Here is a 26,317-nt window from a genome sequence, read left to right as displayed (position 1 = left end):
CTGAACCGTGCGACCCAGACGCTTCGCAAATGGGCATGCCTTGAGAACGGTCCGATTCGCCCAGTCCGCATTCACCGCCGCCTTGCTTGGCGCGTCTCGGACATCCAGGCTCTGCTGAACGGGGGCCAATAATGAAAAAACCCGACCGCCGCCAAGCAAAATCGGGTTTCTTCGGAACGCCTAAGTCACCCTCCGATAATACCCGCGAACCGGAACAGTTTGAACTGCTTCCGCCGCCTGAATTTAACCCCGTCTGGCCTACCCACGGTACGAACCCGAAAGCCGCGCTCGACCGCATGCTGACGGGGGAGCGAATTACCCAGCCTTCGTTCGGCACAAATCGCTGGAGGCTCGCCGCCTACGTGAAGGAGCTGGATTATCTTGGCTGGCCCGTCAAGAGCGAATGGGTAAAAGAGCCCGGCTATCACCGCCCAATTAAGCGCTACTGGCTCGACCCGAAGACTATCCTGGCCGCGCGCTCCCTGCGAGGTGCTGCGTGATTGCATGGACCCACTATGAAGTAGGCAGCCATCGCTTAAGCTGCCCCGCCTGCGGGCGCAACGACCGGGACAAGACGCTCGGTCTGACCATCGAGCAGGATGGCGGCGGCGTGGCCCATTGCTTTCGCTGCGACCTCTCGGAGAGCTTCCGCCCGGAGCGCGGCGCTCGGCTGACGACGCCAGCGCAACCCCGTGTAAAGGCCGCTACCGCTCAACGGTATGAAGCGCTGTCGGACTTCGGCGACGCGTTGTGGCGCGAGTGCAAGAAGCTCAGCGGTGTTGGTGCTGCATACCTCCAGGCTAGGAAGTGCGTCGTCCCGCCCGCCGACGGAGACCTGCGCTTTCATCCTTCACTGAAGCACCCGGAAGGGTACGTGGGACCGGCGCTCGTGGCGCTTATTACCGACGCGGTCACGCGCCGCCCGCTCAGCCTGCATCGGACGTGGATTTGCGCCGACGGCACCAAGGCAGATGTTGAGCCTTCGCGCATGTTGCTCGGCGGCCACCGCAAGCAGGGCGGCGTGATTCGCTTGTGGCCGGACGACGCGGTGACCATCGGGCTCGGCATTGCCGAAGGCATCGAGACGGCGCTAAGTCTCGCGTGGGCGCACAAGCCGGTCTGGGCCTGTATCGACGCCGGCAACCTGACCGCCTTCCCACGTCTGACCGGAATTCAAAGCCTGGTAATTGGTGCGGACAACGACGCTGCCGGAATCGGCGCGGCGCAAGCGTGCGCGCAACGGTGGGTTGATTCCGACTGTGAAGTGCTGGTTACTCGGCAGGCTCAGAACGACCTGAACGACGCACTCCGGGAGGCTGCATGAGCGCACCCGAAGTAATCATGCGCGAAGTTCTGGCCAAGGCTGAGCGGTTTCGGAAGGTCGAGCCGCCCAAAGACGGCGTGGTGTTGGTGAACGGTGCCGACCTGACGCCCGAGCCGGTTCGCTGGTTGTGGGATGGCTGGCTGGCGTTAGGGAAGCTCCACATCTTGGCCGGCGCCCCGGGGCAGGGCAAGACGACCATCGCGATTGGCTTCGCTGCCACAGTGACGGCCGGTGGTCGCTGGCCGGACGGCTCCAGGTGCCCCACCGGTAACGTCCTGGTGTGGTCCGGTGAAGATGACCCTGCAGATACGTTGCTCCCCCGGCTTATCGCTGCCGGGGCGGACCGGGCCCGAGTCTATTTCGTCACTGGCGCACGCGTCGCGGGTGAGCTCCATTCATTCGACCCGAGCCGCGACATGGTGGCGCTTCAAGAGGCGGCCGAGCATATCGGTAACGTCCGGCTAATCGTCGTCGACCCGGTCGTGGGCGCGGTGACCGGCGACAGCCATAAAAACACGGAGACGCGCAGGGCATTGCAGCCGCTCGTGGACCTGGCTGCTGCGATGGATGCCGCGCTTCTGGGCATTACCCACTTTTCAAAGGGCGGGCAGGGTTCCGACCCGACGCAGCGGGTGGTCGGCTCAATCGCCTTCACGGCGGTCGCGCGCGTGGTGCTCGTCGCCGCCAAGGTTAAGTCCGAGGACGGCGAGGACCGGCGCATTCTCGCTCGCAGTAAATCGAACATCGGGCCGGACGATGGCGGCTTCCAGTATCACCTTGAGCAGTCCGAGCCCCTGCCGGGAATCTTTGCCTCGCATGTGGCCTGGGGCACTTCCGTTGAGGGTTCGGCGCGAGAGTTACTTACGGACCCGTCCGACGAAGACCAGGAAGAGGCGAGCGCTGAAGATGCCGCCGCCGATTTCCTCTTGCAGGTTTTGGGCGATGACGTGGTGCCCACCAAATCGGTGGAAGCCGAAGCAAAAGATGCCGGCATTGCGTGGCGAACCATCCGCCGAGCGTCCGACACTTTGGGCGTGAAGAAGCGGCGAGGAGACGGCGGGAAGTGGTATTGGAGCCTGCCCAAGTCGTCCAACTTGGCCAACTTGTCCAGCATGTCCAACGTGGAAAACATGGACAACATGGACAAGTTGGACACCTTGCCTAGCGAAGGGGAACGCGAATGAACGCCAATCAACGTTTAGTCGGCGGCGCGCTGCTTTCGCCTCGTCCGACGCTTTTGCAGCTTGCTGTGCTTGCCCGGGAGGTGTCGCCATGGGCATGAAGTCGAGAACCAAGGGCAAGACCGGCGAGCGCGAGATTGCTGGGCTGATTCAAGACCTCACGGGTTGGGATGTGAAACGACGGGTCAGACAGCACGGAGGGGATAGCGACCTTGAGGGCATACCCAAGTGGTGCGCCGAGGTGAAGCGGCATGCGACGGCGGCGCGCGGTGACATCCGCACATGGTATGGACAGGCAGCACGGCAGGCGACAGCGGAGGGCAAGTTGCCCGTCCTGTTCTACCGGCGGGGCCGCGACGATTGGCGCGCCGTGTGGCCTTTGGCGGTCGGACTGGCCGTGCAGCACGGTTGCATGTGGAGCGGTTACGAATGGACCTGTGAGGGTTCGATTGAGGCCTGGGCGGCGGTCGCTGCCGATTGTGAGGTGAAACATGATTGACGGACTGGTGAGCGGCAAGCTATACGGCACGGCGAGCAGCCGGACAGGACAGAGCGGGAAGACATTCGTGACCGCCAAGGTGCGCGCCGCCATGGGTGATGGCGAGTCGCTGTTCGCGAACGTGATTGCGTTTGACGATGCTGCGAAGACCGCTTTGCTGGCACTCGGTGATGGAGATAGCGTGGCGCTGGCGGGCGCACTGACGCCGAAGGTGTGGACCGATAGGAACGGCGAGGCAAAACCGGCGCTCGACCTTGTGGCCCATGCCGTTCTGACCACGTACCACGTTCGACGAAAGCGCCAGCAGGTACAAGGTGACACGGTAGGTTCGCCCACCTCTCCGACGTTAGAGAAGAGTCATGCAGCCTCCGGTTGCGCTCCGACTTCACAGAGCCAGATGATGGACGGAGCCGAGCAGGGCCGCCGGATGTACGGCAGCGGCTTCGACGACATGAATGATGACCTGTGAGGCAACCATGAGCGGACGACCAGGGAAGTGCTGCGCAAATTGCACCTCGTTCGACGAAGCTGATGGCTGCTGGAACGCAGTGAGCTTCGTCGACCCGGCCAGCGGAGAGCTCCGCCGAGCGATGGCTGATGATTGCTGCGGCGACCATGAACGCAAACCGCCTCAGCTCCGCATCGTGTGCGGGGGACCGCAAGGAGGTAACCGTGACCTGCACTGAATCCGAGGTGGTCGAAGTCGAACGCCTCGTGCCGCTCGAAACGTGGCTGCATGAGAACGCACGCGCCCGGTCCATCTGGCGCTTCGGCAGTCCGCGCCTGACCGGCCCCGCTGACATGGGCAAATGGCTACGGCGACACGAGGCGAGGTTGACGGGGCGCGGTGCGGTGATGCGTCTGGGCACTGCGTGGCGCATCGTGGAACCGGCATTCCGCCCAGTGCTGTTCGAGATACTCGGCGAGGAGCGTGAGTGCCCGAGCAAGACAAAGCCGTGACGGGATTTACCTTGACCCAGCCTTGACGGATTCTGACTGCTTATTTCCCTGAAACGCCTGCTGGGCGGTGCTTTTTGGGAAATTCACTCACCTCACCGTAAAACTGAATTCGCGAAACGCCATGCTCAGAATTGCTAAGGCGCCCGCCGCATTTCGCGACCAGTACGCGCGCGCGCGAGACGGTCGCGGTCCCGTGGCATCTTCTCATCGGCGGCTGAGGTCATGGATTGGGTGGCGTGCAGGCCGCCTTCTTGTCAGCATCAAGCAGTAGCGAGACGCTGGCGCTGTCGCCGCCGGAACCTTCGCTTTGCAGCCATGAGAACAGTATGGGGGCTTTCCCGGGGGCCGCGAGTTGATAGATATGCGTCGAGTTCGCCTCGTTCGGGCCGTACTGGCACACCGATTTTGCCTCGATACCGGCTGCCTTGAGCGACGGACGCGGGTCAAACCAGCAGTTGTCGAACCGGGTACCGAAGCAGGCATCGTCGCCGTCATCCGTGCCGGGTTGGATGTTGATTTCCTGAGGCCCAAACTTGGCCGGTGCCGTCGTGAAGAGCTGTACCTCCCAGCCAAGTTCGTCCTTCTTCTGTCTCAGCTCGGTGCTCCACTTGCCCATCAAGTTCACCCGGGAGAACCCTCGCCGGTAGGTCGAGACGTCGGTGCTTACGAAGCCATCGTCAATCCATACAATTGGCGAATCGACCGCCCAATCCCAGCCGACTCTAATGCTCGGTGCCGGCATGAGCAGGTATATCAGTTGGCCCAGTTCGAACGACTGGTGTCCCTCAAGCGCAGTCGGAAAGACAGGCAGGCCAGAGACAGGCAGGCCAGAACTAGCTGATGGCGCAGCCGTTGGAGAAGCGGGGAGCAAGACGGCCGGCGCAGAACCGGTAGAAGCGGATGCCTGGGATGCCGCCGTCCTCGCCGGCTGATTACATCCGGCGAGGACGGCGACAGTTCCGGCAATGGTTGTAGTAATTAGCTTGCGAAACACGACGCTTCCCCTTGGTATATTTGTCGGCAGATGATAGCGCCCCGAAGACCATTCAGAGCGTTGAAAGGGCCGAATTTTTCCGCGTATTTGTTCGCACGTTTCGAAACATTAAAACCCTTATGTGACAAGGCAGGGCGGTCGGCGCGCCCCCGGATTTCCGAACGGATTTCGACGCAGATAAGTCCGCACGGTCTGCCGGATTATTACGGCTTATCTTTCGAATTTCATACAGCGCAAGGCGGCGCGCCGCCGGGGTCGCAGCACGGGTACGCACGGGAAAGGTCTCGGTTCGTGCCGCCGGGGTTCGCAGCGAAACCGATAGTTACCATCGTGTGGTTACCAGCCGGTTACCACGTTCGTAGGCGGTTTCCAATGGCGCTGTTTCCACCGAGTTCCACGGGTTCGCCCGTTTCCGAAACAACTGGGAACACTCCTGCAGTTGTAGCGATTTAGTTTTACCTGGCTCTTACGGTTTTCGGGTGGAAATTTGCCGTGGCGCTACGCTGGTCGGTCGATTCGTTGGAATCGAGTGCAGTCTCCGTAAAAGGAAGCCAGAGGGACACTCGCGATGTTTGACGTCTCGCATGAATTGGAAAGCGAAATCCGAATGGGCGATGGGAGACGGCGTTCCACGGTTCGCCATACAACGTGCCGAACTGAAGGGCGTTGCGTCTGGCGCGCCCGACAAGCGCGCTAAACTCCACACTCTTTTACGACTCGTCTAGCACCGATGACTCTTGCCCAAGTTCTATCAATGCTCCTAACGTTCGTGGTCGCTGGCGTGGGCGCTTACTTCGGCGCCTACCTTCAAGAAAAGGGGAAAGGGCTCGCCACCAAAGAAGACGTAGGCCAGATAACCGAGATTGTCGAGCAAGTCAAGACGGACATCGGGCAGCAAGACTGGGCTAAGCGAGAATGGACAAACCTCCGGCGCGTCAAGCTGGAGGAGTTCCTGAACCACGCCCACGGTGTCGTCCGCTACGTTGAAGCAACAGAGCGCAGTGCCGGTCGTGGCAAGCTGAACGACCTGCACGACCCTAGGGCAGAGCTCCAAACGCTTGGAGAGCTCTACTTCCCCGAACTGTATGAAGAGCAAAGGCAATTTCTCGGTGCTGCGTCAATCCGCATCATGAACGCGAGTTATTACTCAGAAGAGTTAATCAAGGCCAATGGCCGCGCGGATGAAACGAGAGCGGCATTCGGGACCTACATGGAACGCCGGGACGTAGGAGCAATCGCCGACGGCCAAACAGCGTTGCGGGCGGCGGCGCGTGCTCTTCTCCTGCGCATCATGCCGGCGAGCGGCAGCGCTGAAGCGTAAGAGGTGAATAAGTTCGCAGCCTTAAAAGGTATCAGCCCTTGATGGACGGGGCGGCGCGAGGCGTTTAATGCTCGGAGAGACGGTAATAAGTTCGCAGATAACGACGCGGGCCGCGTCCCGAAAGCTGTTGCTGAATCAGTTAGTTGGCGCGCTTTCCAATCACCGCCGTGCTTTATAGCGTCGCATGTAGCAGTTAATCGAAACAACCTCATGAATGAGGTCGCGCATGACAAGTGCCTGCGCCACTCCGTTGCTACCATTACCCAGCCGATACGGATTCGGAGAGCCTAGTTGCCCTGGCCGGTCGAGTGCAGTGGTGCTGGAAGATTTACGCGTCGGAGACCGTACGCCTAGGTTGACCCAGCGTTGACGAAACCGAGGTGCCGGTTTCCGCTACCTCGATGCGCGGCGGCGGTTTCCGGGATTTTTGGGCAGAGAGCTGTCTATCTTGCAGTGGCGTTCGAAGTCTATTACTTTGACCCAGCTTTGACAGAATCCTAGGGTCGATTCGCTCCAATCCAAAGTACGCCAAGGCTATGCGGGATTTTCGCCGAAGCGCCCGTCAAAGTTGAGGCGGCGCGCATGGTCGTTGTTGCGGTAGCCAGGTACTCGGTATCCAACTAGGTATCCACGGTTACGGCCGGTGTAGGTGGCGACAACACGGAGTCGTATCGGTCACGTGTGCTTTTTGGGGCTTGGGCACACCTGATGTTCGGCGTCCCACCAGAGAAGCTTGACGGCGCTGCCGTCGCGTATCCCAATGATTCGGCTTTTCCCGGAAAAATGGAATGAAAAGACCTCTGAAATATCGTCTTGCCCTATCTGTTCGAGCCGCTTGCGTGCCTCTCCAGACAATTTGCCGACGTCGATGGCGTGGTGGTCCGGCCCCTCGATTTCCGGCCATGCCATCGAATCAAAGCCATGGAGCTTTTGCAGGATATCCAATTCGCCCTGTTCAGACTTCGGCCACGCAAAAGGTCCATTGAGGTCTACCGTGGAGAACCGCCACGAAGGCGTGCGCGACAGGCTTTGCTCGGGCGCGCGCACACGCTTTTCGTCCTCGCGCTGGACCGCTTTACCCGGAACCGCCTTTCCCTTTTTGCCGTTCATTGAAGCGTCAGGACAAGGAGGAGTAGTACTCGGCCATCGACGCTAAGGTAATCTCGGCGTTGCCCCGCTCATTGTCAGGAAGGTTCTCGCGTGCGTTTAGCCAAGGTGCTTCCGCGTGAGTCTGGTCGCTTAGCCACTGCGCAGAACGTTTTCCATAGGCATCTAAAACGGCGTCTATGGTTTCACGCTGGGTGTTGGTGAGATTCGCGGAAGAGCCCTTTTCTCCGAGAAGTTTGTGATGAACGGTGAACTGTCCTTTGTGGGCCATATACAGGTCGCGGACAACTGGGCCGTTCGCCCAAGCCTCGATGCGTTCATCGAATAGCGGCACATCGTCCCAGACCAAAGACCACGCCTGCGAGTAATACGCGAGCTTTTGCAGCTTCATCGCTGACATGGCTCCTTGGCGCTCTAGAACGTAATGTGCAACGTCGAAAACACTCGCCATCGCAGTTCTCCCCGTGTGTGCTACCGCGACGTATGCGCGGCTTTGTAAATCAACTTACTAGTCTGCGCGCATTTTCCCCGAGGCGCGCGACATGTGCAAGCAATTGTCAACTGGGGCTGAAATCTCAAATGTAAACAAATCGATTAGTCTGCACTCGAACCCGCTCAGCATGCTTGCTAGCGGGGCGAGCAAGCGCCCCAATAAATCCGCACCGAACCGAGGGCCCGACCATGGTTACGGGCAAGGTTTCAGCCCCGCGCCCCTTTCCGTGAAGCATAGTTACCAAGGGAACGGCCCTTTTTGCGGTTAGCGCCGAGTTTAATGCGGTATCGATGGAATCCGATTCCACTTCCCGAGGAGTTGCAGCCTGCGGCACATGCTCCTGTAACAGCCTCTGTAACAGCAGAATGACCCTTTCAGCGGTGGCGCACAGATGGATAGTACGCAGACCGGTACGCAGGGAAAGCCGTCATCTCCGTGGTTGCCAATGCATTGGTTGCCACTCTGGTTGCCACGGTTTGGGCCTGTTTCCACCGCCCCTGTTTCCAGTGGCGTTTCCACGGGTTGGGCCGTTTCCTAACCCAATCGAACGCAATCGGCAATTAGGTTCTGGTGGCCGGGACGCCGCTTTGAAAAAATATCGACATTTATCAAATCGCGTTCGGCGAAATATAAAGCCGAAGTAATTTCCGCAGTTTCCGCGCAGATTTCCAAACACTCCAATACGCCGAACCCCTTGCGCCACAACGGGCATCGGCTCACGCGCCCAAGAGTTTCGAAACGATAACCTCGCACATAAACCCGAACGCCGCGTACAACATTACGAACGAAATTACGAATTTCCAACTTCGTAATCGGAGGCGCTCTAACAGCCGATGCAACATCGAACGAGGTTCGCACCGCCGAGGTTCGCACTCAGGTTCGCATGGAGAGCGATGATTTTCGGGGCGTGGTCAGCGCAGGAAGTAGCAGGTGTAGTGGCAGGCTGCGACCCAAAAAAGCGTCGCCACGGGGATTCGGAAGCCGAATTGAATAGCGCAGTGCTAAGCTGCCAAAAAACAAACGCGGGGTAACGCCATGGGCATCTTCGGGAGATTGTTCGGTCGGAAGCCGGCAGCATTAGCGGCCGATGCACCAACGCCTCGCCACGACCCGCGCGCAGAGGCGATGACCGTTACGGCTAGTCCTGAGCGTGTCGAATCTGAACGCCAGATGCAAGCGGAGGCGTTCGCGTCGATTGAATCGCAGCTCACGACCTCCGGTATGTTCAAACCCGAGGCTGTGCCAGCCATGATGTCCGCCATCCGGGCGAACAGCCCGCCGTTCACGCCGGTCAACGCACATTTGATTCTCGGGAAAAAAGCGCGCCCCGACGCGGAGGGAGTGCGCATCACATTGGCAGACTGTCTGGCTCCCACGCTCCCATCCGGCGCGGAACCGGCAACGTTCCTTCAGCAAGCGTGTACGCACAGCGCCAACCTTGCCCGGAATCGGCACGCGCTGCTTCGCATGAAGGGCATCGGCATTGAGTCCGTGCGGATAACCTTTGTCAAAGACACGGGTGCCTGCGCGAAGGTCAAAAAGCTGACGAAGAAATATCCGATTGACAACGCTCCCGTGCTTCCAGTGCCGGACTGCAATGGAAAGCGTTGCTTCTGCGCATACAAGCCGATTATCCCGGGCTTGGACGACTGACGGCAGGTATGAATATTTTCAGAAAGCTGTTCGGGGCAAAGCCGGCGCAGTCGACGGCTGGCGATGGCCGCTCAACGCCCATGAGCATTCCTGCGACGCCTTCGATGGTGAACGCTGAGGTAAGCGGTCAGGCCGAAATGCTGAAGTTGCTTGAGGCGCATCTCATTCAGTCCGGTCTCTTTTGGCCGGAGAAGGTGCCTCTCTTGGTTGACCGTGTGCGTGCGAAGACCGGGCCCTTTCAGCATATCGACACTGAGGCAGCGTTCGCAGGCGAGACGCTCCTCTCCGTGGCAGAGAAGAAACGGCTGGGGCTCAACACGAGAATGAAGTACTCGCACGCGTTTATAGAATGTTGTCGCCCGGATATGTTCGCCAGCGTCGAACCGAAAAGTGCTGTGCGTAATATGCACATCGCCGCTTTCCACGTTATCAGCCGGCGGCAACATCTCGTGCAGTATCGACAGTCGGGCGTGGTTCAAAAAGTGCGCGTATCGCCGATGGGCATTCCGGACAGTTGTCGGGAAGTTCAACGTCTGCGAGCGACATACCTGATAAATGAAGCGCCCACTCTGCCGGTGCAAACATGCTCGGCGGCGTGCTGTCAGTGCAGCTATGACGCGGTGATATGACATGAAGTTGCGACAGCTATTTAGCTTCGTTGGTCGGCGCGAGAGCGAGCCTGCAAGCGACGCGCCGCCGATGGAGCCGGAACGCGTTTCGTTGACTAAACGGCGCACGGCGGCTCGCAGGCCGCTCACTCCTTTTCAAAAGATAGCACTCGACCATGAATCGACTGCGGTGAACGGCGGCGCCATCGCTGCTAAATGGATTTGGCGCGGCGGAACAACCGGCTGCTACAGGCCCGAGCACCAAGCCCGCGATGCCGCTGTGTACATTATTCGGGGAAACTGGGCGCTGGAGAAGGGACTAATCGGCCACGGGGATGGGTTCACAGACGAAACGACGAAGCCGCTAGAGGAAGAGGGGTGCCGGTGCGGGTTTCAATATTTTTATAACCTGCGAGACCTTCCTGAAGATTATTTGACGGCCAAAGGCAAAAAGACCCTAGCAAAAGTGAGAGTCTAGTGAACGCAACGCGGTAGGCCCATTCCACACAGGCCTACGCGTTGGCCTAGAAAGCGCTCAGGACTTGCCGCGCTTCCTCCGTTCCGCTCGGCGGGTCGTTCTCAGATTCGAGCGCGATGCCAGCTTTCTGAAGTATCCAGGTTTTGGCTTTGCTGATGCCGCAGGCGCAGCTTATCGACCGGGCGGCGCAGAGCTAGCGGCCGGCGGCGCGTCGCGCACGGTCAAGCGCCATCGCATGTGCCGCCGCGAAGACGGAGCATTGTCTGGAGTTGTATGTGCCCAGCAAATGCCGCCTTAGACCTTCAGTGAGCAGGAAGCCATTGTCATACGGGGACTGCGGCCCTCGGTTGCAGAGAGGGCACAGTACACGGAGCCGACCGTCCCAGTTAACTTCCGCTGGCTGTTCAGCCCGAGATGCGAACTCGATGATGCTTTCAGTGGCAACGTCTGCCCACTTCCGCACCTCGTCAAAGGTCTCGCATGATACCTGGCCCCACAGCAGCCTCTCCAACTCCGGTTGCATCAAATCGATAATCACAGCCCGCGCCATGTACAGGTCGTCTTCGAGGCGCCGCACTTTGTCTTCGAGGGGCGAAGTCGTTCGAATCGGCTGCCGAGGCATGTTTCGACGTTTCCGTTGGTATAGGCAGACCATTCTGCCGCCCGAGTGGCCGAAGTAGTGTGCGCCGGGTAACGTCGGGATGACGCGGGCCTTGAATTCCCTTCTACGTTGCCTACGGCTGTTTGTTCGAAAGAGCGCGATAGAAGCGAACAAACGGCGAGAGCGACCACGAAAATACGCTGGAGACGCAGAGGACCACTAGTGGCAGCCAAAGAATGACTGCCGCCGCGTACCCCGCTATGTGCGCGCCAGCGAAAGCATCATCCCAATAGATGTTGTCCGACGCGGTAATGCTGCCCTTGGCAAGAAGCAAAACAAAAAAGTGCGTGATGAAGCCAATGCCTGCGCCGACAAGCAGAACGACGGCTGCAATAGCCAACTTGGTTGTCGCGGCCATTACACCAATGACGTTGTCATCGAATGTCCCACGCTTTTTGTCGGTCAGGCTCCAGGTCAACAGGCCGCTGACGCCGAGGATGGTCATTGCGCCCGAAACCAAGCTGACCAGAGTTGATAAATAGGTGAGGGTCTGGCTCATGACCTGCGAAGGTGACAGTTAAGACGGGCTAGGATTTCTGGCAAAAACCTACATGGTGCCTACACGGTCCCGCAAAACAAAAAGCCCAACTCTTTGAAGTTGGGCTAAGCGTTTGATTCTTCTGGCTCCTCGACCTGGGCTCGAACCAGGGACCTACGGATTAACAGTCCGGCGCTCTACCAACTGAGCTATCGAGGAACATCTGCAGCAGAGAAACGAAATTATATGGAGGGGAATCTAGCCTGTCAACACCCTGCGTTCATCTCAATTTAAAAAGTCACAAACAAGTGAAGCGTTACGAGGGATGCGACAACGACAGCAGGGCAACCTGCAGCCCCTCGGGCTCAACGCGCCAACAGTTCGAGCTTGTCTTTCACGTCCTTGAACTCGTCGGCTTCGGGCAACGGCGCCTTGGTCTTGGTGATGCTCGGCCAGCCGCGCGACAGTTCGGCATTCAGTTCAATGAAGTGCTGTTGATCACCGGGGACATCCTCTTCGGCATAGATTGCATTGACCGGGCATTCGGCGACGCACACGGCGCAGTCGATGCACTCGTCAGGATCGATCGAGAGAAAGTTGGGACCTTCGCGGAAGCAATCCACCGGGCACACGTCCACGCAATCGGTATAGCGGCACTTAATGCAGCTTTCGGTCACAACGTGAGTCATTCAGGCTCCTGCATACGGAATTCGTGGGGCGGCGGCGAGGGCGACATGAACGTCGGGTTCCAACCAGCGAACCGAGCGTCTCTATTCGGGGCTGCATATAGCCCGGCTGTGCACGATCTGCGCGCCAAAACCGATATTGTAGCGTACCGGTATATTTGAGCGCGACCCCCGGGCAGAAGGCCTTATATCGTTTAGTGATTTGTTTATGGCTCGCCGCCGAACTCCCGCGCGCCCGCTGTCCGGCGTGTTTCAGCAGCGTTAGGGGCGGCGCTCCGGGCGGACACTTCGGGTAACATGTGCTGGAGGCCGCCGGGGGCAAAGCATCCAGTGCGTCGGGGCGTGCCGGGTCCGTTTGCGGTTTTGCCCGCGCTCTTGTGGGCGGTCCTACCTGCGCCTTTACCCGTTTTCCTAGCCGTTCGTCTGGAACCATGATTATCCATTCGCTGCTCGATACCGATCTCTACAAGTTCACGATGATGCAGGTCGTGCTGCATCACTTCCCGGCGGCACACGCGGAATACAAGTTTCGCTGCCGCACGCCGGATGTCGATCTCGTGCCGTATATAGATGAGATACGCGACGAAGTGCGCCAGCTCTGCCATCTGCGCTTCAAGGAAGACGAGCTCGAATACCTTCGCCGGATGCGCTTCATCAAGAGCGATTTCATTGACTTCCTCGCGCTCTTTCATCTCAACGAGAAGTCCGTCACGATCAAGCCGTCCGCCAAGCAGAACGGCGAGATCGACATTGATATTGTCGGGCCGTGGCTGCATACCATCCTGTTCGAGATTCCGATCCTCGCGATCGTCAACGAGGTCTATTTCCGCAACACACAACGCGACCCGACCTTCGATACCGGCCGCGACCGCCTGCGCGACAAGATCCAGTTGCTCGGCGGCCGTCCCGAAGTCTCCGACTGCAAGATCGCGGACTACGGCACTCGCCGCCGGTTCTCCAAGCAGTGGCATGAGGAGGTCATCCTCAAGCTGAAGGAAGGCCTGGGCGAACAGTTCACGGGCACAAGCAACGTTTACTACGCCATGAAGCACGGCTTGCGTCCGCTCGGCACCATGGCGCACGAATATCTTCAGGCTTGCCAGGCGCTCGGCCCGCGGCTGCGCGATTCGCAGATCTTCGGCTTCGAAATGTGGGCGAAGGAGTATCGCGGCGACCTGGGCATTGCGCTCTCCGACGTCTACGGCATGAAGGCGTTCCTGAACGACTTCGACATGTACTTCTGCAAGCTCTTCGACGGCGCACGCCACGACTCCGGCGACCCATTCGACTGGGGCGAACGCCTGATCCGTCATTACGAGCAGAACCGCTGCGATCCGCGTACCAAGGTGCTCGTCTTTTCGGACGCACTCGACATTCCCAAGGTCCTGAGCCTCTACGAACGTTTTCGCGGCCGTTGCCAGCTCGCTTTCGGCGTGGGTACCAACCTGACCAACGATCTTGGTTATCAGCCGCTTCAGATCGTGATCAAGATGGTCCGCTGCAATGGCCAGCCTGTTGCCAAACTCTCCGATTCCCCCGGCAAGAACATGTGTGATGACCAGGCTTATCTTGCCTACCTCCGCCAGGTATTCGACATCGCCAAACCCGTGGAAGAACAGTAACCCACGCAGGCGTTCGTGAGGCCAAGCGCTGCTCCGCGTTAGCCGTTCGGTCGAGGGTATTCGGGCGCGGGCGCTCGTTATAATCGAGTCCTTGATTGACGCACATGCCGTGACGCGCATGCCGCAGCACAGGCCAACGAGGACAGCATCATGAACACATTGGCCACACGCCGGAACTCAAGAGACCAGGGCTTACGGCTGCGCACTCCAGCCGCAGTCGTAACCGGCTGCGCTCGCGCATGAGCGCAGCCGTGAACATGCGACGCTTATGGCAAGGCCTGTTGCTTCTCTTGTTGCCGTTGACTGCCTCCGCGGCGTCGCTTGACGGCGCCACGCTGTCTCCGCTGTGGGGCCTTCCGTTCGCCGGCATCCTCTTGTCCATCGCGATCGTGCCGCTGATCGCGCCGCACGCCTGGCATCGTCATTTCGGCAAGATATCGGCGGCTTGGGCGCTCGTGTTCCTTGTGCCTTTTGCGCTTGGCTTTGGTACGCAGGTTGCATTCGCGACTTTCGTGCATGCCATGCTGGAAGAGTATGTGCCGTTCATCATCCTGCTCACTGCGCTCTTCACGGTCGCGGGCGGTATCTGCCTGCATGGCGACTTGCACGGGTCCCCGCGCCTGAATACCGGGTTGCTCGCGCTCGGCACGGTGCTCGCCAGCATCATGGGAACGACGGGCGCGGCCATGCTGCTGATCCGCCCACTGCTGCGCGCCAATGAACATTGCAAGCACGTAGTGCATCGCGTGGTCTTCTTCATCTTTCTCGTGGCCAATGCCGGTGGGGCGCTGTCGCCGCTCGGGGATCCGCCGCTGTTCCTCGGCTTCCTGAATGGCGTAAGTTTTTTCTGGACCACGGTGCATCTCGCCGCGCCGACGCTTTTTATCTGTGTGGTTCTGCTGGCACTTTTCTATGTGCTCGACCGCTATTACTTCGCTAAGGAGGAGGTGGTGCATCGGAGTGAAGCGAAAACACCGTTGAGCGTAGACGGAAAGATCAATTTCGTTTTGCTCGCGGCGGTGGTCGCGCTGGTGCTGATGAGCGGCTTGTGGAAACCGGGCATCGAGTTCGATGTATTCGGTACGCACGTCGCGTTGCAGAACGCCGCGCGCGATGTGCTGCTTGTCGTGGTGACGCTCTTGTCGCACATGCTCACGCCGAAAAGCGCGCGCGCGGGCAATGCGTTCAACTGGGCGCCTATTGAAGAGGTCGCGAAGTTGTTCGCCGCCATCTTCATCACCATCGCGCCCGTGATCATGATCTTGCGCGCGGGCGCGGACGGTGCGTTCGCCGGCATCGTGCACATGGTGACCGACGCAAGCGGCAAACCAATCGACATCGCGTACTTCTGGGCGACCGGTTTGCTGTCATCATTCCTCGACAACGCGCCGACCTATCTCGTGTTCTTCAACCTCGCCGGCGGCGATGCCCCAACGTTGATGACGGCCGGCGCCACCACGCTCGCCGCCATCTCGGCTGGCGCCGTGTTCATGGGCGCGAACAGCTACATTGGTAACGCGCCCAACTTCATGGTCAAGGCAATTGCAGAATCGCGCGGCATTGTCATGCCGGGATTCTTCGCGTATCTCGGCTGGTCGACAGTCATTTTGCTGCCCTTGTTCTTGCTCACTGGATGGTTGTTCTTTTAGGAGAAAGTCGATGAAGAAAGTGCTGGTTGCCCGCCCCATTTTCCCGGACGTGATCGAACGTCTCCGGCAGTATTTTGAAGTCGATGCTAATCCGGGCGCACCGCTTGTCGCCGACGAATTCGCGCGCCGCATGGCTGATCGCGATGGCGCTTTGCTCGCGGGCGATCCCGTCACGGCGAAGGTCCTGGAAGGCGCTCCGAATCTGAAGGTCGTGTCGAACATGGCCGTGGGTTACAACAACTTCGACATGCAGGCGTTGAACGCGCACGGCGTGCTCGGCACCAATACACCGGACGTATTGAACGAAAGCACGGCGGACTTCGGTTGGGCGCTGATGATGGCGGCCGCGCGCCGTATTGCCGAATCCGAACACTTCCTGCGCGCCGGCAAGTGGGGTACGTGGTCCTACGACGCCTTTCTCGGTACCGACGTATGCGGCGCCACGCTCGGCGTGCTTGGCATGGGGCGCATTGGTCAGGCGCTCGCCCGGCGTGCGCGCGGGTTCAACATGCGCGTGATCTATCACAACCGTTCGCGCGTTGCCCCGGAGATCGAGGCGGAACTGAACGCCGAGTATGTATCGAAGGCGGATTTGCTTAAGCGCGCCGATCACGTCGTGCTGGTGCTGCCGTACACCGCCGAGAATCACCACACCATCGGCGCGGCTGAACTGGCGAGCATGAAACCTACGGCTACGCTGACCAACATTGCGCGCGGCGGGATTGTGGACGACGCCGCGCTGATCCAGGCGTTGCGCAACAAGACCATCGCGGCGGCGGGGCTCGACGTGTTCGAAGGCGAGCCGAATTTCAATCGCGATTTCCTGACGGTGTCGAATGTCGTGCTGACGCCGCATATCGCAAGCGCGACGGAATCCACCCGCCGGGCCATGGCCAATCTCGCCGCTGACAACCTGATCGCCGCGCTGGGTGAAGGTCCGCGCGCTGGCAATCCGCCGAACCCGATCAATCCGGAAGTCCTGAAGAAATGACCATGTTGTTGCTGTTGAGCGTGGGTGTCGCCGTCCTCGCGATCGCTCTGGTGATCACGTTGATGCTGTTGTTGCGGCCGAAGCGCGAAACAGATGTCGAGGAGCAGTTCGAGGCGCTGGCCGATCGGATCATCGATATGGGCGAAGCGCATGCGCGCGCCCAGGAGCGGCTCGAACGCAACGTGAGGGGCGAAGTCACCGAGACGTCCCGCGCGTCGCGTACCGAAGCGGGCACAGCGTTCGCCCAATTCCAGCAGACGCTCGCGACGCAGCTCGCGAGCATGGCGCACGTCCAGAACACGCAGCTTGAGTCGTTTTCCCGGCAACTTGTCACGCTGACGGAAAGCAATGCGCTGCAAGGCCAGCACGCACGCGACGAACAAAGCCAGGCGCTGAAACGTTTCGGCGATGCGCTCACGCTGCAACTCGCGCAGATGTCGGAATCGAATGACCGTCGTCTGAGCGAAGTGCGCGCAACGCTCGAAGCGCGGCTGAAGGATATCGAAGCGAACAACGCGGCGAAGCTCGAAGAAATGCGCCGTACCGTCGATGAAAAGTTGCACGCCACGCTGGAGCAACGGCTTGGCGAATCGTTCAAATTGGTCTCGGACAGGCTGGAGCAGGTGCATCGCGGGTTGGGGGAAATGCAGACGCTGGCGGCGGGTGTCGGCGACTTGAAAAAGGTGCTGACCAACGTCAAGACACGCGGGACCTGGGGCGAAGTGCAGCTTGAATCGTTGCTCGAGCAGTTGTTGACGCCGGATCAGTACGCGAAGAATGTCGCAACTATCCCGAAGAGCAACGACCGTGTGGAGTTCGCAATCAAGCTGCCCGGCCGTCACGACGCGCCCGGCCAGAGCGGTGCGAATACGGTAGCTACGCCGGTGTGGTTGCCTATCGACGCCAAGTTTCCGCGCGAGGACTACGAGCGGTTGATCGATGCGCAGGATCGCGCCGACGCAGCCGCGGTCGAGGAAGCGTCTCGCGCGCTGGAAGGCCGCATTCGTGCGGAAGCGAAGGCGATCGCGCAGAAGTACGTCGCGCCTCCGCACACCACGGACTTCGCGTTGTTGTTCCTGCCGACCGAGGGCCTGTATGCGGAAATCCTTCGCCGTCCGGGGTTGACCGATTTTCTACAGCGGGAATACCGGGTGAGCGTGACGGGTCCGACCACGTTGACAGCGCTACTGAACAGCTTGCAGATGGGTTTCAGGACGCTGGCAATCGAGCAGCGTTCCAGTGAAGTCTGGCAAGTGCTCGGCGCGGTGAAAACGGAGTTCAGGAAGTTTGGGGAAGTGCTGTCGAAGACGCGGTCGCAGCTTGAGGCAGTGACGCGTTCTATTGAATCGGCGGAGACGCGTACGCGGCAGATGAGCAAGAAACTGCGCGACGTGGAAGCGTTGCCGGGCGAGCAGGTGGCGAACCTGCTCGGGGATGAACGTGAAGAACCGGCGGAACGGGACGAACCCGGCGCTTAAGTCCTTAGTCCGCGGCCGGCGAAGCCAGCGTAGCCAGTGCGTCGCCGGTGATGCGGACAATACGCCAGTCGGGCAGCACGGTTGCGCCCATTTTCTCGTAGAAGCCGATGGCGTTCTGATTCCAGTCGAGCACGGTCCATTCGAAGCGGCCGCACTGGCGTTCCACCGCGAGTGCCGCCAGAGCACGCAGCATCTTCGTGCCGAGTCCGCTGCCGCGAATACCCGGCTTCACATACAGATCTTCCAGATACAACCCGCGCTTGCCGAGGAAGGTTGAATAGTTCTGGAAGAAAAGCGCGTAGCTCACTATGCGTCCGTCTTCTTCGGCCACCAAGGCTTCAGCGCACGGGCGCGCGCCGAATAGCGCGTCGTGCACGCCGGCCTCGGTCGCGATGAACATGTGCATGAGTTTTTCAAACTCGGCTAGCTCGATCATCAAGCCAAAGATCGCGCCGACATCGGCGGGTGCGGCGGGTCGGATTTGAGCGCTCATCATGCCTCTTCCGGCGCGTCGGACAAGACGATCTCAATACCGCCGAATCGCGACGCCACCCAGTTGTACGCGTGACACGCAATCCACAGCAAGATGAAGCCGAGGATCGCATTGAGCAACAGCGCGCTTGTCACGGTGCTTAGCTCGACCGAGCCGTATCGGAAAAACGCAACCAGCACGCCGAGCAACACGATGGGTACGCTGAAGGTCAGGTACACGAGAATCAACGCTTTGGCCGTTTGTCCCGGCGCGATGAACGAAATCTGTTTTTTCATGAAGGAAAAGCCCCGTCAGTCATAGTGCAATGCATTCGAACCGTCCGTTTTAGCCGCTCAAGTGATGACGGCGTTGCGGTCCAGGTTCTTGAAGCAGGTTGTCGAAGAGCCTTTGAAACTAGATCAGGCCGTCGAATGGCAGGATATCCACGCTGTCTCCTGCATCGATATTTCCTGCGTCGTGCTTCAGGACAATGAAGCAATTGGCTTCGCTCATTGAACTCAGCACGCCCGAACCTTGCGGCCCGGTTGTCACCACATGCCAGTGCCCCGCGGTATCGCGGCGTGCAACACCGCGTTGAAACTCCGTACGCCCGGCGCGTTTGTTGATCGGTTGCGAACTCGTCGCGGCTATCAGCGGCAGCGAATAGGGCGTCGCGCCCGACATGGCGAGCAGCGCCTCGCGCACGATGAAATAAAACGTTGCCATCACGGCAACCGGATTGCCAGGCAAGCCAAAGAACAGCGCAGATTCGCCTTCGCCGGGACGCTTTCCCGACCACAAGCGGCCGAATGCAAGCGGACGGCCCGGACGCATCGCGATCTTCCAGAACGCCACGTCGCCGAGCGTGTTCATCAGGTCACGCGTGAAGTCGGCGTCGCCTACAGACACGCCGCCCGAACTGATCACCACGTCGGCGTCCTGCGTAGCCTTTCGCAATGCCCGCTCAAGCGATGCACGATCGTCACGCACAATGCCCAGATCCACCGGTTCCATGTTCATCCGGCGCAGCATCGCAAAGAGGGTATAGCGGTTGCTGTCGTAGACGCAACCCGGCGCCAGCGCTTGACCCACGGAACGCAATTCGTCGCCGGTTGAAAAAAACGCGACACGCAAGCGCCGATGCACCGCCACGTCGCCAATACCCAGCGACGCAAGCAAACCAAGATCCGACGCACGCACAATACGGCCCTTGCGTAATGCCGCGTGGCCCTGCGCGAGATCCTCCCCCGCGAGCCGCCGATTCGCCCCGCGCACGATGCGCGCTGAGGCGAACGTAACGGTATCGCCTGTGCGCTGCACGAGTTCTTGCGGCACGACGGTGTCGCACCCCGGCGGGATGAGCGCACCGGTCATGATGCGCACGCATTGCGCGGCAAGCGGATGCCCTTCGAACGGTTGTCCGGCGAGCGCGGTACCCGCGACCGTCAAGCGAAGCGGTGGACTGTCCGGCAGGCTCGCTTCATTGGCGCCATCTGATCCATCCGATCCATTCAGCAAGGTCGCGCCATCGAACGCATAACCGTCCATGGCCGAGTTGTCGTGCGAAGGGACATTGATCGGCGAGATGACATCTTCAGCCAGCACGCGATCGAGTGCGTCGAAGAGACGCACGTGTTCCACCTCGGTGCGACCGCGCGGCAACGCCCACTGGCGCACGATCTCCTGCGCCGCGCTGACGGGCAGCGCGTTTGGATCGTACTCGGCGACGCAGCTCGAAAAGTGGCTGGATGTGTTCATTGATGGGTGGATCGGAACGGAAGTCGCGACGTAAAGCCCGCGGGCGGACCGGTGAAAAAGGCTGGCATGTCGGGGATGCTGGCGCGACTGCTGCCGCAGTCGCTACGTAGCGCGGCGCTGACCAAGCCGGGGGCCTTGCCGCAAACACGCGCATGGAACGAAACGAACCAGTGCTTAGTTGCGGTTGAGATCGGCTAGCTGCTGCAAATCGTTGACATTGTAAAACGCACGCTCGTTGGCGAAGGTCACTTCTACCGCCTTGTGGCGCGCGTACCACGCGCGAACCTTACGTTCGCCGGCACGGATGAACGCGTCGAGATCGTCCGCCAGCGACGCGCGCAGCAACGCGAAAACCGGGTGCACGTGGCGTTCGCCCGCGGCATCGACGACTGCCGCCGTCGCGATATCCGCTTGTCCGGCGCTCAAGCCTTCGAATAGCCGTTCGGCCAGATGAGGGTCGACAAAAGGCGCGTCGCAGGGCACGAACAGCACGAATTCAGTTTGCGCTGCATGCAACGCCGCAGATATCCCGGCAAGTGGGCCCGGGAAATCGGGAAACGTATCGACAATCACCTTTGCCTCGAACGGCATGCCAAGCTGGGCGTAGATCTCGAGGCTGCGATTCGCGCTGATCAGCATCGCGCCGCATTGCGGCTTGAGCCGCCGCAGCGCGTGGAGCGCAAGCGGTTCTAGGTCGAGCGGCTGCAGGCCTTTGTCGACACCGCCCATGCGCGATCCACGTCCGCCCGCCAGCACCACGCCGGTGATGTCGTGCTTGTGCACAGGACTGCCGGTCAGGCGCGCCACATCGGCATCGGCCATGTCAGCCGCCGATATAGGACATTTCGACGCGCGGTGCGTCCGGGTCGGCAGCGGGCAACGCGTTGCTGCCGCGAAATTCCGAGTAGCGGTCGGTGCGCGCTTCCCAGATCCGGGCGATGGCTGTCGCGACCGTAGCGTCGCTCGCGCCGCTACGGATCAGCGCGCGCAAGTCGTGGCCGGACGTGGCGAACAGGCACAAGTAGAGCTTGCCTTCGGTAGAGAGGCGGGCGCGCGTGCAGGAGCTGCAGAACGCTCGCGTCACGCTCGAAATGACACCTATCTCTCCGCCGCCGTCCTGGTAACCCCAGCGTTGCGCGGTCTCGGCGTCATTGTGGGCTTCGAGCGGCCGCAGCGGAAAATGTTCGGCAATGCGCGCGACCACATCCGCCGACGGCAACACTTCGCTCATGTTCCAGCCGTTTGACGCACCCACATCCATATATTCGATAAAGCGCAGCACCGTGCCGCTGCCTTTGAAATGGCGCGCCATTGGCACGATTTCGGCGTCGTTCGTGCCGCGCTTGACCACCATGTTGACCTTCAGCGGCGCCAGGCCGGCGGCGTGCGCGGCCTCAATGCCTTCGAGCACGTCGGCGACGGCGAAATCGGCGTCGTTCATGCGACGAAACAACGCATCGTCGAGCGCGTCCAGGCTCACCGTTACCCGCGATAACCCCGCGTCTTTCAGCGAGCGCGCCTTGCGGGCGAGGATCGACCCGTTGGTGGTGAGCGTGATATCGAGCGGACGGCCTTCCGGCGTGCGCAATAGCGCCAGCCGTTCGATCAGGAATTCGATGTTCTTGCGCAGCAGCGGTTCGCCGCCGGTCAGCCGGATTTTTTCAACGCCGTGCTCGACGAACAACCGCGCCAGCCGCTCGATTTCCTCGAACGACAGCAGGGCGCTATGCGGCAGAAATTCGTAGTTTTTATCGAAGACTTCGCGCGGCATGCAGTACACGCAGCGAAAATTGCAACGATCAGTCACCGATATGCGCAGATCACGCAGATCACGCGACAGCCGGTCGGTGAGCAGTCCGCGCGGCGTCGCCGCGATGCCGGAATAATCCGGGATCGCGCTGACATCGGTGACAGGAATGATGCGTCGGGACATGATCGTTTTAATTCTCGTGCAGCGGCGGCGGAGCGCGCCACTTTGGACTTCGAACAATTCATTTTAGCGGAAGGGCGCTCTTAAGGCGGCTCGCCATCGCCTTTTCACGGGCATTTGTCATCCCTCCAATAAAAAAAGCGCCACCGACCGAAGTCACGTGGCGCTTTTCGAAACGTCAGACGTGTTTACTGTGCGTCTTTACCTGTTTCCACTTGCTGCATTGGCGCGGCGTCCAGCGGCGGCAGTCGCTTGCGTTCGCGCACGACACGCTTCGGCGCTTCCGCCTGGGCTGCAGCTTCGCGGGCTGCGCGGAGCTTGTCGGCGTCGGTGTTCACCCAGACTAGGCCCGCCGTATCCAGCATCGGCTTGAGCACTTCTTCCTTCAGGGTGACAGCGGCGACCGGGGCAACTGGAGCAACCGTTGCGGCCGCTACAGGAGCGGCCGCAACGGGCGCCACGGTTTCCACCGGTTCAAACGTCTTCACCGGCTCGGCTTCGTCCGGAGCCAACGCCTCGGCAACAACCGGCGCAGGCGAATCGATCGGTGCAACCGTCTCCGATGCCGGCGTCGCGGCGACAGGCGCCGTGTTCACCGGCTCAGCGACTTGAGCTTCCGGCGCTGCGTGAGCAACGACGGGCGCAACGACAGGCGCGGGTTCGGCTGCCTTCGGGGTATCGGCGAAAGGACTTTCGACCTTCTCTTCCGCTACCTTCGGCGTCGGTCCGAACGGATTTTCGATTGGCCGTGACGCTGGCTTTTCGAAGATGTCGGTTGCGGGCGCTTCGGCAACCGCTGCGCTGGTTTCCTGTGCGGCATGCACTTCCTGCGCTGCATGCGACACGACAAAACCTTCGGCTTCGGCACGTCTCGCTTCCACGGGCGCGGCTTCAACCGGCGCAACCTGCACGACACGAACCGGTTCCGGCAACTCCGTCACGCTGATCGCGGCGACCGAAACCGGCTCGACCATGACTGCGTGTGCTGGTTCTTGGGCGGGAGCCTGCACAACCGGCTTAGCCACAACGGGTGCGAAATCGCGGCTGTCGTCGGCTTCATTCGACGAATCCGTGTCAAACACCCCGGCTTGAGCGCGTTCGCTGTCAGCGTTGCCTTCGTTTTCTGCAACGTCGGCGGCTTGATTGAGCGTCACGCCGTCTTCCTCGCGATCACGGCGTCCACCACGACGGCCCCGACGACGGCGACGGCGCTCTTCGCCTTCACGCGCTGCGCTGGCCTGATCAGCCTGCAATGCGTCAGCGTTGCCGTTCTGCTGCGATTCCTGGGCCGAAGCGGTGTTTTCCGTCAACTCCGACACCACCGTTTCACCCTGCGTCAACGCTTCGACGGCGGCTTCCGGCTGTGGCTTGCGGCGCTCACCCCGTTCCGGGCGCTCCCCACGTTCACGGCGTTCACCGCGATCGGCGGCTTCAGCACGTTCCGGTGCGCGTTCACCACGGTTCTCACGCGGTTCGCGCGGCTCCCGAGGCTCGCGCACTTCGCGCGGTTCACGTCCTTCACGAGCCTCACGCGGCTCACGGCCTTCACGTCCGCCACGCGGTTCGCGGGGTTCGCGCGGCTCGCGGGTCTCACGTGCTTCGCGCGGTTCACGCGTTTCCTTCGGTTCCCGTTCCTCGCGGCGCGGGTTTTGACGACCACCTGCCGTGCCCGCCGCGCTTGGCGTAGCGCCGGTAGTGGCGGCGGCGCTATCGCGCGAAGCCGCACCACCACGACGATTGCGGTTGCGGTCACCACCTGCACCCGAACGCTCTGGCCGTTCGCCACGGGCCGGACGTGCCGGCGTGGGCGCGACGACCGGCGCAGGCGCCGGTTTTACTTCGGGCTGGACGCCGAACAGGTTCTTCAGCCAGCCGATAAACCCGCCCGTTCCTGTTGAAGCAGCCGCCACGGGAGTCGCAGCCACGGGAGCCGCAGCGACCTTCACCGGCGCGCTAGGCGCAGGCGATGTCGGCGTGATGCCCTTGACCATCGCTTCCTGCTTCGGCTTGATTTCTTCGGTGCGCTTGCTGTAACCCGTTTCGGATTCCAGTTCGTGCGCCGCTTCCTCGGCCATCTTCCAGGAGGCACGCGGTTCGTCGAGACGCGTGTCGTCGTGACGCAGGCGTTCCAGCTTGTAATGCGGCGTTTCGAGATGCTTGTTCGGGATCAACACGACGTTGACCTTGAAGCGCGACTCGATCTTGTTGATTTCCGAACGCTTTTCGTTCAGCAGGAAGGCGGTCACTTCCACCGGCACCTGGCAATGAATTGCCGCGGTGTTTTCCTTCATTGCTTCTTCCTGAATGATCCGCAGCACTTGCAGCGCGGACGATTCGGTATCGCGGATGTGGCCCGTGCCGTTACAACGCGGGCACGTCACGTGGCTGCCTTCGGAGAGTGCCGGACGCAGGCGCTGACGCGACAGCTCCATCAAACCGAAGCGCGAAATCTTGCCCATTTGTACGCGCGCACGGTCGTGCTTGAGCGCGTCTTTGAGACGTTGCTCGACTTCGCGCTGGCTCTTGGCCGACTCCATGTCGATAAAGTCGATCACGATCAAGCCGCCCAGATCGCGCAGGCGCAACTGGCGCGCGACTTCGTCGGCGGCTTCAAGGTTCGTGCGGGTCGCTGTTTCCTCAATGTCCGCGCCCTTGGTCGAGCGGGCCGAGTTCACGTCGATAGCCACCAGTGCTTCCGTGTGGTCGATCACGATCGCGCCGCCCGAGGGCAACGGCACCGTGCGCGAATACGCGGTTTCAATCTGGTGTTCGATCTGGAAGCGGGAGAAGAGGGGAACGTCGTCGTGATAGCGCTTAACTTTGCTCAAGTTATCCGGCATCACGATGTCCATGAAGGCGCTGGCCTGGTCATGGATTTCGGTGGTATCGATCAGAATTTCGCCGATATCCGGCTGGAAATAATCGCGGATTGCGCGGATCACCAAGCTGGATTCCAGATAAATCAGCATCGGCTTGCCGGCCACGCCGCTTTGCGACGCCGCTTCCACCGCGCGCCACAGCTGCATCAGGTAATTCAGGTCCCACTGAAGTTCTTCGGCCGAACGGCCAATCCCTGCTGTCCGCGCGATGATGCTCATGCCTTCCGGCAAATCGAGCTGCGACATTGTTTCGCGCAATTCCTGGCGCTCGTCGCCTTCAATCCGGCGCGATACACCACCGCCGCGCGGGTTGTTCGGCATCAAAACGAGATACCGTCCGGCGAGCGAGATAAACGTGGTCAGGGCTGCGCCCTTGTTGCCGCGCTCTTCCTTTTCGACCTGAATGATCAGTTCCTGGCCTTCGCGCAGCGCGTCCTGGATGCGCGCGGAGCGCATGTCGACGCCGTCCTTGAAATACTGGCGCGCGACTTCCTTGAACGGCAGGAAACCGTGGCGGTCTTCGCCGTAGTTCACAAAACACGCTTCGAGCGAGGGCTCGATGCGGGTAATAACTCCCTTGTAGATATTGCCTTTGCGCTGTTCGCGGCCGGCAGTTTCGATGTCGATGTCGATGAGTTTTTGCCCATCGACGATGGCGACGCGCAATTCTTCTTGCTGCGTCGCGTTAAACAGCATGCGTTTCATTGGACGGCTCCAGAGCGGCTCTACCGGCCCCCATCGAGCGAATTCGCGCGGTTGTCAGTCGCGTGAAGCAGGAGGGCGGGCGCGCCGCGCTTTTTTGTGTGTGTTGTCACAAAGCACGCTGGAGCGGGAGTTCTGGCGGGGAGAATTGCCTGCGACGGGCCTGGTCACCGGCCAGCGACGAAATGCGTCGCGGCGGGCAACCAGCCTTGGGGCACATGCGAACAGACTTTGACACGCCGTGAAGCAACGGCTGGCGGCTTAAGCGGCACAGCGCTGCGGCTCGACGTCCTTCAAACTACGTGAAGAGCCGGCAGCGCAGCCAGCAGCAGCCGGATGCGGCCTGACACAGTGTCAAACGGGTGGAGGGTCTTCGCGCAAAACCTGCGCAAA

Annotated in this window: 25 protein-coding genes and 1 tRNA gene; 14 read left to right on the top strand and 12 right to left on the bottom strand. The window is 60.6% G+C overall.

Features of this window, described 5'->3' with window-relative positions; genetic code table 11:
* Positions 1-131 precede the first annotated feature (131 nt).
* The 6 genes from SBC1_RS12225 (at position 132) to SBC1_RS12200 (ending at position 3,964) form a co-directional block, all read left to right on the top strand.
* Entirely contained in the window at positions 132-500 is a 369-nt protein-coding gene (locus SBC1_RS12225) for a hypothetical protein (protein WP_165987773.1), read from the top strand.
* Complete coding sequence (locus SBC1_RS12220; protein WP_165987770.1) at positions 497-1,324, top strand: toprim domain-containing protein; 828 nt, start codon at positions 497-499, stop codon at positions 1,322-1,324. Before SBC1_RS12225 ends, SBC1_RS12220 begins: the two co-directional genes overlap by 4 nt.
* Positions 1,321-2,508 carry an AAA family ATPase gene (locus SBC1_RS12215; protein ID WP_165987768.1) on the top strand — a complete coding sequence of 396 codons (1,188 nt, stop codon included), beginning with the start codon at positions 1,321-1,323 and terminating at the stop codon, positions 2,506-2,508. The genes SBC1_RS12220 and SBC1_RS12215 overlap by 4 nt, the downstream gene beginning before the upstream one ends.
* A gap of 94 nt (positions 2,509-2,602) precedes the next feature.
* A complete protein-coding gene (locus tag SBC1_RS12210; protein ID WP_165987766.1) occupies positions 2,603-3,004 on the top strand; it encodes a hypothetical protein in 402 nt (133 codons plus the stop codon).
* Entirely contained in the window at positions 2,997-3,473 is a 477-nt protein-coding gene (locus SBC1_RS12205) for a single-stranded DNA-binding protein (RefSeq protein ID WP_165987764.1), read from the top strand. Before SBC1_RS12210 ends, SBC1_RS12205 begins: the two co-directional genes overlap by 8 nt.
* Before the next feature lie 203 nt (positions 3,474-3,676).
* Positions 3,677-3,964, top strand: a complete 288-nt coding sequence (locus SBC1_RS12200; RefSeq protein ID WP_165987761.1) for a hypothetical protein — start codon at positions 3,677-3,679, stop codon at positions 3,962-3,964.
* A 220-nt stretch (positions 3,965-4,184) separates the two neighbouring features.
* On the opposite strand, the gene SBC1_RS12195 is transcribed toward SBC1_RS12200, so the two are convergent.
* Entirely contained in the window at positions 4,185-4,706 is a 522-nt protein-coding gene (locus tag SBC1_RS12195) for a hypothetical protein (RefSeq protein ID WP_165987759.1), read from the bottom strand.
* A gap of 1,033 nt (positions 4,707-5,739) precedes the next feature.
* Here SBC1_RS12195 and SBC1_RS12190 point away from each other — a divergent pair.
* Complete coding sequence (locus tag SBC1_RS12190; RefSeq protein ID WP_165987757.1) at positions 5,740-6,279, top strand: hypothetical protein; 540 nt, start codon at positions 5,740-5,742, stop codon at positions 6,277-6,279.
* Between the two features lie 675 nt (positions 6,280-6,954).
* Here the strand turns inward: SBC1_RS12190 and SBC1_RS12185 are convergent.
* Positions 6,955-7,389, bottom strand: coding sequence for a hypothetical protein (locus SBC1_RS12185; RefSeq protein ID WP_165987755.1), 435 nt, complete (start codon positions 7,387-7,389; stop codon positions 6,955-6,957).
* Positions 7,390-7,396: 7 nt separating this feature from the next.
* Complete coding sequence (locus SBC1_RS12180; protein WP_207958398.1) at positions 7,397-7,777, bottom strand: Panacea domain-containing protein; 381 nt, start codon at positions 7,775-7,777, stop codon at positions 7,397-7,399.
* Positions 7,778-9,004: 1,227 nt separating this feature from the next.
* Between SBC1_RS12180 and SBC1_RS12175 the strand changes: the two genes are divergently transcribed.
* The 3 genes from SBC1_RS12175 to SBC1_RS12165 are packed head-to-tail and all read left to right on the top strand — an operon-like array spanning position 9,005 to position 10,618.
* Entirely contained in the window at positions 9,005-9,532 is a 528-nt protein-coding gene (locus SBC1_RS12175) for a hypothetical protein (protein ID WP_165987752.1), read from the top strand.
* Positions 9,487-10,161, top strand: a complete 675-nt coding sequence (locus SBC1_RS12170; protein ID WP_165987750.1) for a hypothetical protein — start codon at positions 9,487-9,489, stop codon at positions 10,159-10,161. The genes SBC1_RS12175 and SBC1_RS12170 overlap by 46 nt, the downstream gene beginning before the upstream one ends.
* Position 10,162: 1 nt before the next feature.
* Positions 10,163-10,618: a hypothetical protein gene (locus tag SBC1_RS12165; RefSeq protein ID WP_165987748.1), complete on the top strand. Its 456-nt coding sequence runs from the start codon at positions 10,163-10,165 to the stop codon at positions 10,616-10,618.
* A gap of 734 nt (positions 10,619-11,352) precedes the next feature.
* Here the strand turns inward: SBC1_RS12165 and SBC1_RS12160 are convergent.
* The 3 genes from SBC1_RS12160 to fdxA all read right to left on the bottom strand — a co-directional run bounded on the left by SBC1_RS12160 (position 11,353) and on the right by fdxA (position 12,446).
* Positions 11,353-11,778, bottom strand: a complete 426-nt coding sequence (locus tag SBC1_RS12160) for a hypothetical protein (RefSeq protein ID WP_165987746.1) — start codon at positions 11,776-11,778, stop codon at positions 11,353-11,355.
* Positions 11,779-11,900: 122 nt separating this feature from the next.
* A tRNA-Asn gene (locus SBC1_RS12155) sits at positions 11,901-11,976 on the bottom strand.
* 146 nt (positions 11,977-12,122) lie between these two features.
* Positions 12,123-12,446, bottom strand: coding sequence for a ferredoxin FdxA (gene fdxA / locus SBC1_RS12150; protein ID WP_089159225.1), 324 nt, complete (start codon positions 12,444-12,446; stop codon positions 12,123-12,125).
* 428 nt (positions 12,447-12,874) lie between these two features.
* On the opposite strand from fdxA, the gene pncB reads away from it, so the two are divergent.
* From pncB to SBC1_RS12130, 4 genes are all read left to right on the top strand, one after another.
* On the top strand, positions 12,875-14,065 hold the full coding sequence (gene pncB, locus SBC1_RS12145; protein WP_165092194.1) for a nicotinate phosphoribosyltransferase: 1,191 nt from the start codon (positions 12,875-12,877) through the stop codon (positions 14,063-14,065).
* Between the two features lie 257 nt (positions 14,066-14,322).
* Positions 14,323-15,714, top strand: a complete 1,392-nt coding sequence (locus SBC1_RS12140; protein ID WP_243830284.1) for a sodium:proton antiporter — start codon at positions 14,323-14,325, stop codon at positions 15,712-15,714.
* A gap of 10 nt (positions 15,715-15,724) precedes the next feature.
* Complete coding sequence (locus tag SBC1_RS12135) at positions 15,725-16,705, top strand: D-glycerate dehydrogenase (RefSeq protein WP_165092192.1); 981 nt, start codon at positions 15,725-15,727, stop codon at positions 16,703-16,705.
* Between the two features lie 2 nt (positions 16,706-16,707).
* Positions 16,708-18,183, top strand: coding sequence for a DNA recombination protein RmuC (locus SBC1_RS12130; RefSeq protein ID WP_165987742.1), 1,476 nt, complete (start codon positions 16,708-16,710; stop codon positions 18,181-18,183).
* A 4-nt stretch (positions 18,184-18,187) separates the two neighbouring features.
* On the opposite strand, the gene SBC1_RS12125 is transcribed toward SBC1_RS12130, so the two are convergent.
* From SBC1_RS12125 to SBC1_RS12100, 6 genes are all read right to left on the bottom strand, one after another.
* The gene (locus tag SBC1_RS12125; RefSeq protein WP_165093296.1) at positions 18,188-18,676 is read right to left on the bottom strand and encodes a GNAT family N-acetyltransferase; all 489 of its coding nucleotides are present in this window, start codon (positions 18,674-18,676) and stop codon (positions 18,188-18,190) included.
* A complete protein-coding gene (locus SBC1_RS12120) occupies positions 18,676-18,951 on the bottom strand; it encodes a hypothetical protein (protein WP_031363462.1) in 276 nt (91 codons plus the stop codon). Before SBC1_RS12120 ends, SBC1_RS12125 begins: the two co-directional genes overlap by 1 nt.
* A 118-nt stretch (positions 18,952-19,069) precedes the next feature.
* A complete protein-coding gene (gene glp / locus SBC1_RS12115; RefSeq protein ID WP_165987739.1) occupies positions 19,070-20,413 on the bottom strand; it encodes a gephyrin-like molybdotransferase Glp in 1,344 nt (447 codons plus the stop codon).
* 174 nt (positions 20,414-20,587) lie between these two features.
* Positions 20,588-21,235, bottom strand: a complete 648-nt coding sequence (mobA, locus tag SBC1_RS12110) for a molybdenum cofactor guanylyltransferase MobA (RefSeq protein WP_165092190.1) — start codon at positions 21,233-21,235, stop codon at positions 20,588-20,590.
* A gap of 1 nt (position 21,236) precedes the next feature.
* Positions 21,237-22,346 carry a GTP 3',8-cyclase MoaA gene (gene moaA / locus SBC1_RS12105; protein WP_165987737.1) on the bottom strand — a complete coding sequence of 370 codons (1,110 nt, stop codon included), beginning with the start codon at positions 22,344-22,346 and terminating at the stop codon, positions 21,237-21,239.
* A gap of 185 nt (positions 22,347-22,531) precedes the next feature.
* Positions 22,532-25,927: an Rne/Rng family ribonuclease gene (locus SBC1_RS12100; RefSeq protein WP_165987735.1), complete on the bottom strand. Its 3,396-nt coding sequence runs from the start codon at positions 25,925-25,927 to the stop codon at positions 22,532-22,534.
* Positions 25,928-26,317: the final 390 nt, after the last annotated feature.

The organism is Caballeronia sp. SBC1, from assembly GCF_011493005.1.
GTDB lineage: Bacteria > Pseudomonadota > Gammaproteobacteria > Burkholderiales > Burkholderiaceae > Caballeronia.
This window is presented reverse-complemented; position numbering and strand designations above follow the sequence as displayed.